General features: G+C 75.0%; 11 protein-coding genes. 4 read left to right on the top strand and 7 right to left on the bottom strand.

The features are described from left to right. Window positions 1–45 precede the first annotated feature (45 nt). The 3 genes from ACFV0G_RS06575 to ACFV0G_RS06565 are packed head-to-tail and all read right to left on the bottom strand — an operon-like array spanning window position 46 to window position 3,542. A complete protein-coding gene (locus tag ACFV0G_RS06575) occupies window positions 46–1,086 on the bottom strand; it encodes an agmatine/peptidylarginine deiminase (RefSeq protein WP_380542623.1) in 1,041 nt (346 codons plus the stop codon). Between the two features lie 30 nt (window positions 1,087–1,116). Continuing rightward, window positions 1,117–2,835, bottom strand: coding sequence for an urease subunit alpha (locus ACFV0G_RS06570; RefSeq protein ID WP_380542620.1), 1,719 nt, complete (start codon window positions 2,833–2,835; stop codon window positions 1,117–1,119). After that, on the bottom strand, window positions 2,832–3,542 hold the full coding sequence (locus ACFV0G_RS06565) for an urease subunit gamma (RefSeq protein WP_380542617.1): 711 nt from the start codon (window positions 3,540–3,542) through the stop codon (window positions 2,832–2,834). The genes ACFV0G_RS06570 and ACFV0G_RS06565 overlap by 4 nt, the downstream gene beginning before the upstream one ends. A gap of 620 nt (window positions 3,543–4,162) precedes the next feature. Between ACFV0G_RS06565 and ACFV0G_RS06560 the strand changes: the two genes are divergently transcribed. Both ACFV0G_RS06560 and ACFV0G_RS06555 read left to right on the top strand, forming a co-directional pair. Further along, window positions 4,163–4,564, top strand: coding sequence for an ATP-binding protein (locus ACFV0G_RS06560; RefSeq protein WP_380542614.1), 402 nt, complete (start codon window positions 4,163–4,165; stop codon window positions 4,562–4,564). A 242-nt stretch (window positions 4,565–4,806) separates the two neighbouring features. After that, window positions 4,807–7,035, top strand: a complete 2,229-nt coding sequence (locus tag ACFV0G_RS06555) for a SpoIIE family protein phosphatase (RefSeq protein WP_380542611.1) — start codon at window positions 4,807–4,809, stop codon at window positions 7,033–7,035. Between the two features lie 126 nt (window positions 7,036–7,161). Here ACFV0G_RS06555 and ACFV0G_RS06550 read toward each other — a convergent pair whose 3' ends face one another. From ACFV0G_RS06550 to ACFV0G_RS06535, 4 genes are all read right to left on the bottom strand, one after another. Next, a complete protein-coding gene (locus tag ACFV0G_RS06550) occupies window positions 7,162–8,205 on the bottom strand; it encodes a DUF2637 domain-containing protein (RefSeq protein ID WP_380542608.1) in 1,044 nt (347 codons plus the stop codon). Window positions 8,206–8,499: 294 nt separating this feature from the next. Further along, window positions 8,500–9,297, bottom strand: coding sequence for a hypothetical protein (locus ACFV0G_RS06545; protein ID WP_380542605.1), 798 nt, complete (start codon window positions 9,295–9,297; stop codon window positions 8,500–8,502). A gap of 188 nt (window positions 9,298–9,485) precedes the next feature. Beyond that, on the bottom strand, window positions 9,486–10,307 hold the full coding sequence (locus tag ACFV0G_RS06540) for a hypothetical protein (RefSeq protein ID WP_380542602.1): 822 nt from the start codon (window positions 10,305–10,307) through the stop codon (window positions 9,486–9,488). Window positions 10,308–10,519: 212 nt separating this feature from the next. Further along, window positions 10,520–11,113 carry an NTP transferase domain-containing protein gene (locus ACFV0G_RS06535; protein ID WP_380542599.1) on the bottom strand — a complete coding sequence of 198 codons (594 nt, stop codon included), beginning with the start codon at window positions 11,111–11,113 and terminating at the stop codon, window positions 10,520–10,522. Between the two features lie 133 nt (window positions 11,114–11,246). On the opposite strand from ACFV0G_RS06535, the gene moaA reads away from it, so the two are divergent. Next, a complete protein-coding gene (gene moaA, locus ACFV0G_RS06530; RefSeq protein WP_380542596.1) occupies window positions 11,247–12,266 on the top strand; it encodes a GTP 3',8-cyclase MoaA in 1,020 nt (339 codons plus the stop codon). A 206-nt stretch (window positions 12,267–12,472) separates the two neighbouring features. Then, window positions 12,473–13,225, top strand: coding sequence for an HNH endonuclease family protein (locus ACFV0G_RS06525; RefSeq protein WP_380542593.1), 753 nt, complete (start codon window positions 12,473–12,475; stop codon window positions 13,223–13,225). Window positions 13,226–13,375: the final 150 nt, after the last annotated feature.

Genomic DNA, 13,375 nt, shown 5'->3' with positions numbered 1-13,375 from the left:
CCTCCGGGGTGCCGGCCGCCCTCCGTTGCCGAATTCGACCGGCCGTCAGGCCTTCGGCTGCTGCTGGGTGATGCAGTGAATGCCGCCGCCGTTGGCGAAGATCTCGCGGGCGTCGACCAGCTCCACCGTGCGGCCCGGGTAGGCCTCGCCGAGGATCGCGGCGGCCTCCTCGTCGCGCGGGTCGTCGAAGGCGCAGAGGATCACCGCGTCGTTGGCGACGTAGTGGTTGATGTAGGAGTAGTCGACCGGCTCGCCCTCCTCGTCGGTGAGGACGGTCGGGGCGGGCAGCTCGATCACCTCCAGACGGCGGCCCTGCGCGTCGGTGGCGGCGCGCAGCACGGCGACCAGCTCCTTGCAGACCTCGTGGTCCGGGTGGGCCGGGTCGTTCTGCACGTGCGCGACGACCACGCCGGGCCGCACGAACGAGGCCACGATGTCGATGTGCCCGCGGGTGCCGAACTCGTCGTAGTCGCGGGTGAGTCCGCGCGGCAGCCAGATCGCCTTGGTGGTGCCGAGGAAGGCGTGCAGCTCGGCCTCCACCTCCTCGCGGGTCCAGTCCGAGTTCCGGCCCTCGCCCAGCTGGACGGTGTCGGTGACCAGGACGGTGCCCTCGCCGTCGACGTGGATGCCGCCGCCCTCGTTGATCAGCCGCGAGACGAACCGGGTGACGCCGGTCAGGTCGGCGATGTGCTCGGCGATCTGCTCGTCCTTGTCCCAACGGGCCCAGGACTGCGCACCCCAGCCGTTGAAGATCCAGTCGGCGGCGGCGACCCCGCCCTTGCCGTCGATCAGGAAGCTCGGGCCGATGTCGCGCATCCACGCGTCGTTGAGCGGCCGCTCCACGATCTCGACCTTGTCCGACACGTACCGGCGGGCCTCCTCGGTCTCACCGGAGTTGACGACCAGCGTCACCGGCTCGTACCGGGCGATGGTGTCGGCGACCCGCGCCCAGGCCTCGCGTCCGGCGTGCAGGCTCTCGGGGCTGTCGAAGGTGGGGTTGGCGGTGGGGAAGGCCATCCAGGTGCGCTCGTGCGGGTGCCACTCGGCGGGCATCCGGTAGCCGAGTGCGGCGGGGGTGCTGGTCATGGGGTTCAAGTCCTTGGCAGTGCGGGAGGGTTACAGGAAGTAGAGGCGGCTGAGCGAGACGCTGTCGGCGGGCTCGGAGCGCAGCGGTTCGCCGTCGAGGGAGACCAGGCCGGTGTCCGCCTCGACCTGGACGTGGCCGATCCGGGCATTGCGGACCATCGATCGCGGGCCGATGCCGCGGGTGCCGCGGACGCCCACGCGGCGTCGCCGGGTGGGGAGTTGGTCGCCCGTGACGTCCAGGTACGAGGCCTCGGCAGCGGCCTGCGAGACGAAGGCCACCGAGATGTCCGCGGCGGTGGCGCCGTGCGCGCCGAACTGCGGCCCGAGCACCAGCGGTTCGCACCGGTCGGTGGAGGCGTTCGGGTCGCCGACCACGCCGTACGCGGGGAAGCCGGCCTTCAGCACCAGTTGCGGCTTGGCGCCGAAGTGGTCGGCGCGCCACAGCACGATGTCGGCGAGCTTGCCGACCTCCAGCGAGCCGACCTCGTGCGAGAGGCCGTGTGCGATGGCCGGGTTGATGGTGAGCTTGGCGATGTAGCGGAGCACCCGCTCGTTGTCGTCGCCGCCCGCGGCGGTGCCGAAGCCGCCGTCCAGCGGTCCGAGTTCGGACTTCATCTTGCCGGCCATGGCGAAGGTGCGGCGGACGGTCTCGCCGGCGCGGCCCATGCCCTGGGCGTCGGAGGAGGTGATGCCGATGACCCCGAGGTCGTGCAGCACGTCCTCGGCGCCCATCGTGCCCGCGCGGATCCGGTCGCGGGCCATCGCCGCGTCTCCGGGCAGGTCGACCTTGAGGTCGTGCGCGGACACGATCATGCCGAAGTGCTCGGCGACCGCGTCCCGGCCGAACGGCAGCGTGGGGTTGGTGGAGGAGCCGATGACGTTCTCCACGCCGGCCATCTTGAGCACGTTCGGCACGTGGCCGCCGCCGCAGCCCTCGATGTGGAAGGCGTGGATGGTGCGGCCCTCCAGCACGGCGAGGGTGTCCTCGACGGAGAGGCACTCGTTCAGTCCGTCGGTGTGCAGCGCGACCTGGACGTCGTACTCCTCGGCGACCCGCAGCGCGGTGTCCAGGGCGCGGGTGTGGGCGCCCATGTCCTCGTGGACCTTGAAGCCGGAGGCGCCGCCCTCGGCCAGGGCCTCGATCAGCGGCGCCGGGTCGGAGGACGAACCCCGGCCCAGGAAGCCGATGTTGACCGGCCAGGCGTCGAAGGCGTTGAAGGCGTGCCGCAGCGCCCAGGGGGAGTTGACGCCGACGCCCCAGACCGGGCCGAACTCCTGGCCGATGATCGTGGTGACGCCGGAGGCCAGCGAGGCCTCCATGATCCGCGGCGAGAGCAGGTGGACGTGGGTGTCGATGGCACCGGCGGTGGCGATCATGCCCTCGCCGGAGACGATCGTGGTGCCGGTGGAGACGACCACGTCCACGCCGTCCATGGTGTCCGGGTTGCCCGCCCGGCCGACCGAGACGATCCGGCCGTCGCGGATGCCGATCGAGGTCTTGCGGATGCCCTGGACCGCGTCGATGACCACGACGTTGCTGATCACCACGTCGCAGGTCTCGCGGATCGCGGTGGCCTTCAGGTGCAGGCCGTCGCGGGCGGTCTTGCCGAAGCCGGCCAGGAACTCGTTGCCCGGTTCCTGGGAGTCGGACTCGACCCGGATGATCAGCCCGCTGTCGCCGAGCCGGATCCGGTCGCCGGCCCGGGCGCCGTGCACCGAGATGTAGTCGTGGGGGGTGATGGCGGTCACGACTCGACCTCCGCGTCGTCGAAGCTGGTCAGGTATCCGGTGGCGCGCGCCTTCGCCAGGGCGGCCTCCTTGGCGCCGGGCGCGTCGAGCGGCCCGTCGACCAGGCCGGCGAAACCGATCGCGACCCGCTCGCCGCCGATCGGCACCAGGCCGACCTCCACCGTGGCGCCCGGGTCGAAGCGCACCGAGGAGCCGGCCGGCACCGCCAGGTGGGTGCCGTACGCCGCGGCGCGGTCGAACGCGAGGCGCGGGTTGGCCTCGAAGAAGTGGAAGTGCGAGGTGACCGAGATCGGCACCGCGGCGGTGTTGTGGACGGCCAGCACGACCGTCTCCTCCACCGGGTCGTAGCCCTCGCCGGTGCCCGGCAGGGCCGCACCCGGGGCGTCCTCGCCCAGTGAGCCGGCGCCGCGGAACGGGTCGTTCACCACGGCGAGCCGGGTGCCGTCGTCGAAGACGGCCTCGACCTGGACGACGGTGACCACGTCCGGCACGCCCGGCAGCACGTCGTCGGCGCTCAGCACGGTGCGCCCGGCCTCGATCGCCTCGGCCAGCCGGCGGCCGTCCCGGGCCGCCTCGCAGACGGCGTCGGCGATCAGCGCGGTGGCCTCGGGCACGTTCAGTTTCACGCCGCGGGCGCGGCGGGCGCGGGCCAGCTCGGCGGCTGTGAAGATCAGCAGCCGGTCCCGTTCGGTGGGGGTGAGTCGCACGGTTCCTCGCTCGCGGGTGGCAGTGGTCGGGCCGATCGGTGCAGCAGGTCCGGTACGCGTCCGGTTGCGGCGGGTCGATCGGTGCAGCAGGTCGATCGGTGCAGCAGGTCGACCGGTTCGGCGGGTCGGGCCGGCCGGTACGGCGAACAGTTTAGAACGCCGTTCAAACATGCCCGGCCATTGAAACCCGACCGGGCCCCGCCTGTCCAGCGTTGCGCGCCGCGGGGCGCGCTGCCTGTCGACCGTCCGGCGTACCCGGCGCGTCCGGAACGCGGGCACGGCCGTCCCCGGAATCCCCCCGAAACCTCCCCCTGCTCGCCGGGTGGATCACGTCGCCGGCCCCGAGCCCCGCTTCACCCCAGGTGGCCGGGGATGCACTGTTGCGGTGGACATGGAATGGGCATGAGGATGTTCGACGGTTGGACACCGCCCGGAGGGGGACCGGCGGCGTTCCGGAGAGGGGCGGGGGCGTAGTGATGGACGGTCAGGCAAGGTTTCCGCGCCAGCGTTCGGCGGCCGGGGCCAGGGCGGCGGAGCCCGCCGACGGTCAGCCCCGGGCGCCGCGCCCGGTGCCGGACGGACGGCCCGTCCGGCCGGTGTCCGCGGACGGCCCGGTAACGGTGCACGAGCCCGGCTGCGCGCTGCACCGCACACTGCATGCCGCGCTCGACCCGGCCGACCTGGTCGCGGTCGGCGCGATCCGGCACCGGCTGCGGGCGGCGCTCGACCGCTGGGGCGTGCCCGAGCTCGCCGACACGGCCGAGCTGCTCGCGTCCGAGCTGGTCACCAACGCCCTGCTGCACACCGCGCAGGGCGCCGTCTTCGAGGCGGTGCTCACCCCGGGCCGGCGGCTGCGCATCGAGGTGCACGACGGCGCGGCCCGGATGCCCGGGCGGCGGGCGCCCGCGGATTTCGCCACCTCGGGCCGCGGGCTGCTGCTGGTGGAAGCGCTCGCCGACGACTGGGGGGTGCAGCTGCGCGGGGACGGCAAGGTCACCTGGTTCGAGATCGGACCGTCCTGATCCGGAGCGCAGTGAAACGTGCACGAACGGTAGTCCTCGCCACCGGATCGGCACACGAACGGCGCCGCGGGATTGCCGCCTTGCCGAACATACGAGAGGCTAGTGAGAATGTGTGCCCGGGTAGATCCGGCGGGAAGATCCGATTCTCGACCGGCCACCGAACCCCGGCCCACGCGATCCGACATCACTCGGCCACCGCGGTCCGCCCCGGACCGCCTGGCAACGGCAGCGGCAGGAGAGACATGGCGACGGAGCCCGAGCCGCAGGGGCCTGCGCGCCGAATCCCGCCGGCACAGACCGCCCGGAGCGGCGCCGGCCAAGCACTCCGCACCGCGACCGCCGGGCTGCCGCTGCCCGGCGCAGGCCACGGCCTGCCCACCCGGACGGGCGACTCCACGCCGGACTGGCTGGAGCCGGCGATGGCCGCCAACGGCATCGGCTCCTTCGACTGGGACATCCGGCGCGACCTCCTGGAGGGCGACCAGCGCGCCTGCGCCATCCTCGGCCTCGACCCGGACCGCTTCGACCGCAGCTCGGCCTCCTTCCTCGCCCTGCTGCACCCCGAGGACGCCCCCGTGGTGCGCCGCCGCGTCGAGCGCGCCGTCCGCGAGCTCGGCCAGTGCGGCGCCTACTACCGCACCGTCTTCCCCGGCGGCGAGATGCACGCCGTCCGCTTCCGCGGCCGGGTACTCGCGGACGCCTTCGGCCGGCCCTCCCGGATGGTCGGCTTCGTCTGGGACGCCACCGTCGAACTCCACAAGCGCGAGAAGGCCGGCGAGCTGGCCGCCCTGCGCGAGGAGCGCTCCCGCTTCATCAAGGAGGCCGCCCGGGCGCTCTCCGAGGCGGTGACCGTCCGCGACGTGGCCCGCGTCTTCACCGAGCTGCCGCTGCCCGGCCTGCCGCCGGACGGCCTGGTGCTCGCCTCGCTGGAGGCCGGCCGGCTCGCCATCCTCGGCGCCAGCGGGTACCGCAGCGAGCACATCGCGCAGTTCGACCGCTCCCCGCTGGCCGCCGAGCACCCCATGTCGGACGCCATCCGCAACCGCGCCCCGGTCTTCATCGCGCACCGCGACGAGTACCGCGAGCGCTACCCGGAGGCCTGGGAGCAGATCGCCTCCGGCGTCGGCCGCAGCGCCTGGGCGTTCCTGCCGCTGGTCGTCAGCGGCCGGGCGATCGGCGTCTGCACGGTCAGCTTCGACGACGACCGCGAGCTCGACACCGACGAGCGCACCCTGCTCTCCACCCTCGGCGGCCTGGTCGCCCAGTCCCTCGCCCGGGCCCAGCTGCACGACGCCGAGCACGAGCTCGCCGCCGGCCTGCAGCGCGTCATGCTGCCCCGCGCGGTGCCCTCCGTCCCCGGCGTCACCACCGCCGTCCGCTACCTCGCGGCCGGCTCCGGCCTCCAGATCGGCGGCGACTGGTACGACGTCGTCCCGCTGCCCGGCGGCCACGTCGGCCTGGTCATCGGCGACGTCCAGGGCCACGACGTGCACGCGGCCGGCATCATGGGCCAGCTCCGGATCGCGCTGCGCGCCTATGCCGCCGAGGGCCACCCGCCCGCCGCGGTGATGGCCCGTGCCTCCCGCTTCCTCGCCGACCTGGACACCGACCACTTCGCCACCTGCACCTACGCCGAGGTCAACGTCGACTACGGCGTGGTCTACGCGGTGCGGGCCGGCCACCTCGACCCGGTGGTCCGCCGGGCCGACGGCACGGCCACCGTCCTGCCGGTGGCCGGCGGGCTGCCGCTGGGCGTCGACCCCGACGAGGAGTACCGGGTGACCCGGTTCAGCCTCGACCCGGGCGAGACCGTGGTGCTCTGCACCGACGGCCTGGTCGAGGCCCGCGGCATGGACCTCGACACCGGCTTCGCCCGGCTCTGCGAGGCCGTCTCCGGCTACCTGCCCGCCCCCGACGAGGGCGCCCGCGAGCCGCTGGAGGAACTCGCCGACCGGGTCGCCGCCGGCGCCGCCGACTCCAGCGAGCGCGAGGACGACATCGCACTGCTGCTGCTCCGCTGGGACGGCCCGGCCGGCGGCCGCGCCGCCCAGCAGCTGCGCCGCCGGATCGGCCAGGCCGACCTGGCCCGGATCGCCGAGCTACGCGGCGAACTGCGCGACGCGCTGCGCCGCTGGGGCGTGCCCGAGCTGATCGACACCGCCGAACTGCTCTCCTCCGAGCTGGTCACCAACGCCATCCGGCACACCGACCGGGACGCGATGTTCACCGCCCGGCTGTACCGCGAGCCGGGGGCGGGCACCGGCGCCGACCGGGCCCGGCTGCGGGTCGAGGTCGAGGACGAGTCCGACCTGTGGCCGACCCGCCGCACCCCCGGCGAGCAGGCGTCCTCCGGGCGCGGCCTGATGCTGGTCGAGGCGCTGGCCGACGCCTGGGGCGTGGAGCCGCGGGGGACCGGCAAGCGGATGTGGTTCGAGCTGTCCGCCGAGGCGGCCGCCCCGCCCGCCGACTGACGGCCGGCCACCGAGCGGTCCGAGCGGTCCGATCGGGCGACTGCGCGACCGGGCGACTCCGCGACCAATGACCGGACGCCGGCCAATGACCGGACGCCGGCGCCCGCGGGGGCGCCGGCGCAGGGCTCAGCCGAACTGCTGCTCCAGGTCCTTGAGCTTCTGCTCCAGGGAGTCCAGCCGCGGCAGCGTGATGGTGTCGTCCTCGGGCGTCAGGTCGACCGTCCGCGGGGCCGGTTGCACCGGCAGGCCGCCGGTCGGGGCGGTCCGCCCCTCCGAGGGCGCGGGTGCGGGGCCGGTGGCTGCCGCGGCGGGCTCGGGTTCGGCCGCCGCTATGGCGGGCTCCGTGCCGCCCGGCTCCAACTGCCGGGCCGCCGTGCGCTGCCGCCAACCGCCCTGGTGCCGGCCGATCGCACGGATCTCGGCGCGCTCGCGCCGGTGGGCGAGCCGGCGGCGCTCCCGGTCGGCGGCGGCCGTCCGCTTGTCGTCCCGGACCTCCTCCACCGCCTCGTCCAGTGTCCGCACGCCCTCCAGCAGCATCAGCGACCAGGCGGCGTAGGTCTCGATCGGGGCACGCAGCCAGCGGACGATCCGGATCTGCGGGAGCGGCCGCGGTACGAGTCCCTGCTCGCGCAGTGCCGCCCGGCGGGTCTGCTTCAGGGCGCGGTCGAACAGCACCGCGGCCGACAGCGACATCCCGGCGAAGAACTGCGGTGCACCGGCGTGGCCGAGGCCGCGCGGGGCGTGCACCCAGTTGAACCAGGCCGAGGCGCCGGCGAACAGCCAGACCAGCAGGCGGGAGCCGAGCGCGGCGTCGCCGTGGCTGGCCTCGCGCACCGCGAGCACCGAGCAGAACATCGCCGCGCCGTCCAGCCCGAACGGGACGAGGTACTCCCAGCCGCCGGAGAGATTGAGGTTCTGCACGCCGAATCCGACCAGGCCGTGGAAGGACAGCGCCGCGGCCACCGCCGCGCAGCAGAACAGCAGGGTGTACGAGGCGGCCCCGTACAGGGATTCCTTGCGGCGTCGGCGGTCCTCCGAACGCTCCCAGGAATCCGTTCCGCCCGCCGCCGCGGTGGCCCGGCTGCGGGCGAACACGACCAGTACGGCGACGGCCACCAGGACGGCCACCCCCGCCATGGCCCAGCCCAGCGGTATGTCGGACAGTCTCATGACCTGAACCAGCCTCGCTCTCCTGCACAGGGACGGCTGGACCATCATGGCGGAGAATTCCGGGCGGGATCGGCCGGATCTTCGGCAAAGCACCGCTGCGGGGGAATTCCCGGCGGATATCCGAGGGGAAATCACATCACGGGCCGTGAAGGGCGACCGGAACGGCACCCGATCGGGAAACCGGAAGGGAACAGAGGGCGGAACGCTCGTGTGCGTGTACGAATGTCAGGGGGCGTGCGGACGGGCCGGATGCCGTCCCGGGCCCGTTCCCCCGGCCCCGGACGGCATCCGGCCTCAGCGTGGCGCGTCCCCGGCGTGCTCCACGGCCGGCTCCCCGCCCGGCGCGGGCACCCGCAGGCGCTCCACCAGCCAGACCGGCACCCCGCCCAGCGCCTGCACCAGCCGGGCGGCCTCGGATCTCAGCCGGGCCGCCTCCGCCGGTTCGGACACCTCCGCGAGCGAGGCCAGCGCCGGCGCCACGCCGACCGTGAAGCCCAGCTCCTCGCGCAGCCGCAGCGACGCCCGGAAGCCCTCACCGGCCCGCGCCCGGTCGCCCGAGGCCTGCGCCAGTCCGGCCAGGTGCCGCCAGGTGTACGAGCAGAGCAGTCCGTCGCCGCGCGCCAGGGCGGCGTCGTGCGCCCGCCGGTAGGCGATCTTGGCCGCGCCCGGGTCGTGCAGCAGGTTCTCGGCGACCAGCCCGCGGCGGAAGTCGAGCAGCGGCCGGCCCGGCGCGTCCGGCGGCAGCAGCGCCGACGTCCGCCCCAGGGCCGCCTGGGCCTCGTCCAGCCGGTCGCGGCGGCGCAGCACGCTGGCCACGTACGCCAGGAACCCGCGGGCGCAGGCCGCCGCGGCCCGCTGCTCCGGGCCGACCGCGCCGGCCTCGGCGAGGCGCAGTGCGGCCTCCGCCTCCGCCCAGTGCGCGGCCGTGAACATGCACTGCTCGATCAGGAGTTCGGCCCGTTCCAGAGCTGCCGCGGGATCACGCGCGGCAGCGGGCCGCAGTAACTCCGCGGCCTCCTGCCAGCAGCCGCGGGACCGCAGCCGCCACACGGCGTCCGCGATGCCCCCCGGGGCCCTACCGTGCTCCGACAACGCCACCTCCTTGTGCGCGCCATCCAGCAGCGCTGCCGTCCCCACCGGCCAGTGCTGTGGCGGCAATTCAACACGGGGGCGAGCTTGTGCACCAGATCACGAGCGCGACGTAATTGCGGAGCCCCCTGCTCCGGCCGAGCCCGGCGGGGCAGGGGACGGCGCCTGCGGGGCCGCGGGACGGGCGCCGGTCAGGACGTCCAGCCGGTCTCCACCAGGGCCTCGGCCGCGCCGTTCGCCGGCTGCGGCACCCCGGCCGCGTCCACCGCGAACAGGGCGACCAGCAGCTGCTCGCCGCGGACCACCGCCTGGTGCGAGTACCCGGCCAGGGTGAACATCGCGGCCGCCATCTCCTCGCTGTGCAGCGTCTGCATCCACAGGCACTCCACGGCCTTCACGTCACCCGGTTCCGACCAGGTGTCCACCTGGGCCACCATCCTGCTGCCCAGCAGGGTGACCGCCTCGCGGTCCTGGCCGTCCGTCAGCTCCAGGTCCTCGAAGCCCAGCCACTGCAGATAGCGCGCGGCCGCCAGCACGGCGTCCTGCGAGGAGTGCACCGGCTGCGGGCGGAACGGCGGCCGCAGCAGGCGGTGCCGGCCGGGGGAGAGCGGGGCCTGCGGCAGCGGCGGCCCGGCGGCCGGGCGCGGGGTGTCCGCCACGGCCCGGCCGATCGGCCCGGACGCGGGCAGCCGCGGCGCGCGGTCCACCGGCAGCCGGACGGTCGCCCCGCAGTTGCAGGTGAACTCCGGCTGCGGCCACTGGTCGCTGCGCCCGCAGTGCGGGCACCGCATGCTCAGCCAGGAGTCCTCCCAGGACCGGAAGCGCACCTGCACCGGCACACCCCCGCGCAGCAGCGGCACCCGCAGCTGCTGCCCGCACGGGCACGGCAGGCTGGGTGGCTCGTACACGTGCTCGCAGCGGCAGGCCGGGCAGCGGATCGGGAGGGCGCCCGCCGACGGCACGGGCCCGGGTGCCTGGTCGCTGAAGTCGTCGGGCAGCGGCACTGCGGTCATGGCTGGCACCGTCCGTTCGGTGTCGGCTGGGCAGGTTCACCTCCAATCCTCCCTGATCCGGGCAGGTGGCGGAACGGAAAGAGACAAACCTCAGGGTCTCTTAAGGGGCGTACGAGCTGGTCCGCTGCCTGTCCCCGGGGCGCCGCGGGGGCGCACTCCCGACGGGCCGTCAGATCCCGGCCCCGCCCCGCCGGGCCCGGCCGCCCGGGCGTTCAGCCCGTCCAGCGCACCAGGTCGGCGGGGGTGTCGAGGTCGTCGGGGACGGCGATGTCGCCGCACTCCACCAGGCGCAGATCGGCGGCGTGCGCGGACAGCAGGGCACGCGCCCCCGCATCGCCCTGCGCGCCCCGGGCGGCCTCGGCGAAGAACCGCGCCCCGATCAGCACCGGGTGCCCGCGGCGCCCCCCGTACGCCGCCGCGACCAGCTCCCCGCCCGCCCGGTGCTCCGCCAGCAGCCGGGCCACCGCCTGCGGCGTCACCCCCGGCGTGTCCACCAGCATCACCAGCACGCCCGTGGCGTCCGCGGGCAGCGCCGCCAGCCCGGCCCGCAGCGAGGAGCCCATCCCGCTCTCCCACGCGGGGTTGTCCACCAGTACGCAGTCGCCGGTCTCCGCGGCCGCCCGCACCTGCGCCCGGGCCGCACCCAGCACCGCCACCACCGGCCCGCAGCCCGCCGCCCGCACCACGCCCAGCGCATGCTCCAGCAGCGGCCTGCCCCGGTACGGCAGCAGCGCCTTCGGCCGCCCGCCCAGCCGCCGCCCCCCGCCCGCCGCCAGCACCAGCGCCGGGATCCCCTGACCCGTCATGCCCCCCAGTCTCCCCGACCCCGCCCGCCCACCGGCACCTGTGCGATCGTACGAGGGGGCGCCGCAGGTCAGCGCGGTACACCGGCACATCCGCCGCTGGCCGACCGCCCCGCCCGCACCCTCTACTGGGGTCATGGCACGACTGGCACCCCGGACCGGACAGCCGCACGGCGCACCCCTGGTCGACCGCTACGGCCGGATCCACACCGACCTGCGGATCTCCCTCACCGACCGCTGCAACCTGCGCTGCACCTACTGCATGCCGGCCGAGGGACTCGCCTGGCTGCCCAAGCCCGAGGTGCTCACCGACGCCGAACTGCTGCGGCTCGCCCGGATCGCGGTGGAGCGGCTCGGCATCCGCTCGCTGCGCCTCACCGGCGGCGAGCCGCTGCTGCGCCGCGGGCTGCCCGGGCTGGTCGCCGGCTTCGCGGACCTCGGCGCCGAGCTCTCGCTCACCACCAACGGCATCGGGCTGGCCCGCACCGCGGCCGACCTGCGCGCCGCCGGGCTGCACCGGGTCAACGTCAGCCTCGACACCCTGCGCCCCGAGCGGTACGCCGAGCTCACCCGCCGCGACCGCATCCACGACGTGTTCGCGGGCCTCGCGGCCGCCCGCGCGGCCGGGCTCGACCCGGTCAAGGTGAACGCCGTCCCGGTGCGCGGCACCAACGACGACGAGCTCGTCGACCTGGTCCGCTTCGCGGTCGGGCACGGCTACCGGATGCGCTTCATCGAGTCGATGCCGCTGGACGCCCAGGGCGCCTGGGACCGCGAGCGGATGGTCACCGCCGACGAGATCCTCACCGTCCTCGGGCGGGCCTTCGACCTGGTGCCGGTCGGCCGGCACGGCAACGCCCCCGCCGAGGAGTGGCGGATCGCCGGTACCGACGCGGTGGTCGGCGTGATCGCCTCGGTGACCCGGCCGTTCTGCGGCGGCTGCGACCGGGTCCGCCTCACCGCCGACGGGCAGCTGCGCAACTGCCTCTTCGCCACCACCGAGTCGGACCTGCGGGCGCTGCTGCGCGACGGCTCGGACGACGACCGGATCGAGGCCGCGTGGCGGGCCACCGTGGCCCGCAAGGGGCCCGGCCACGCCATCGGCTCCGCCGACGTCGTCCGGCCGGACCGGCCGATGTCGGCGATCGGCGGCTGACCCGCGCACCCGCAGGATCCGGGGGCGGGTCCGGGACGCCGGCTGCGGGTGCGGCGCGGGATCGCCGGGTGCGGTGCGGTGCGGTGCGGTGCGGTGCGGGCCGCCGGCCGGGCGCCGCGGTGCGCCCGCCGGGCGCACTTGACCGGGCGTGAACGCCCCTGGTCTGCTGGGGCGCCGTCACCAGCCGCACCACCGGGGGAGAACCCTTGCACGCCCGCCGCAGCACCGTCCTGTCCGCCGTCCTGCTGCCCGCCCTCGCCCTCGCGCTGACCGCGTGCGGCAGCGGGAAGCCGTCCTCCACCGACGCCGCCCCGCCCGCCACCGGGCTCGGCACCAGCCCGCTGCAGAACCCGGACGGGACCAGGCCGGGCCTCGCCCCGCTCACCTCCGACGCCGACCGCGCCGCGGGCCGGGCGATCGTCGCCAAGGTCCGCACCGCCGCCGCCGGCCCCAAGACCGGGTACGACCGCGACCAGTTCGGGCCCGCCTGGACGGACAACGTGGACGGCACCCCGCTCGGCCACAACAACTGCGACACCCGCAACGACCTGCTGTCCCGGGACGGCCGCGCCGTCCAGCACAAGGACGGCTCCGCCTGCACGGTCACCGCGATGACCATCTACGACCCCTACACCGGCAAGACCGTGCAGTGGACCAAGGCGCAGGCCACGAAGATCCAGATCGACCACGTGATGCCGCTCTCCTACGACTGGCAGCAGGGCGCCGCGAAGTGGGACAAGGCCAAGCGGGTCAGGATCGCCAACGACCCGCTCAACCTCATCCCCGCCGACGGCTCGCAGAACGCCGCCAAGGGCGACTCCGGGCCGGCCGAGTGGCTGCCCGCCAACCCGCAGATCCGCTGCTCCTACGTCGTCCGGTTCGCCCAGGTCTCGCTCAAGTACGACCTGCCGGTCACCCCGGCCGACAAGCAGGCCATGCTCAAGCAGTGCGGCGGCTGACCCGGCTGCCGCCGGGCACTGCGCGGACGGGCCGGCCGGCCGCCGGTGCGCAACGCGGTCCCGCCCCCCGGGGTTGTTACGCGGGGGGCCCGACGCGGGGGCGGGGGCGGGTGAGCCGGGGGGGGGCGCCGAGGGGGGGGGGATGGGGTG

This window comes from Kitasatospora sp. NPDC059571, assembly GCF_042735675.1.
In the GTDB taxonomy this organism is placed as follows: Bacteria; Actinomycetota; Actinomycetes; order Streptomycetales; family Streptomycetaceae; genus Kitasatospora.
The sequence above is the reverse complement of the archived record's forward strand: the minus strand, read 5'-3'. Positions and strand labels throughout refer to the sequence as shown.

What these genes read in the sequence shown, in the direction of transcription:
- ACFV0G_RS06550 (WP_380542608.1), bottom strand. Translation starts at nt 8,205, where the DNA reads ATGAGACTGTCCGACATACCGCTGGGCTGGGCCATGGCGGGGGTGGCC.
- moaA (WP_380542596.1), top strand. Translation starts at nt 11,247, where the DNA reads ATGGCACGACTGGCACCCCGGACCGGACAGCCGCACGGCGCACCCCTG.
- ACFV0G_RS06555 (WP_380542611.1), top strand. Translation starts at nt 4,807, where the DNA reads ATGGCGACGGAGCCCGAGCCGCAGGGGCCTGCGCGCCGAATCCCGCCG.
- ACFV0G_RS06535 (WP_380542599.1), bottom strand. Translation starts at nt 11,113, where the DNA reads ATGACGGGTCAGGGGATCCCGGCGCTGGTGCTGGCGGCGGGCGGGGGG.
- ACFV0G_RS06540 (WP_380542602.1), bottom strand. Translation starts at nt 10,307, where the DNA reads ATGACCGCAGTGCCGCTGCCCGACGACTTCAGCGACCAGGCACCCGGG.
- ACFV0G_RS06575 (WP_380542623.1), bottom strand. Translation starts at nt 1,086, where the DNA reads ATGACCAGCACCCCCGCCGCACTCGGCTACCGGATGCCCGCCGAGTGG.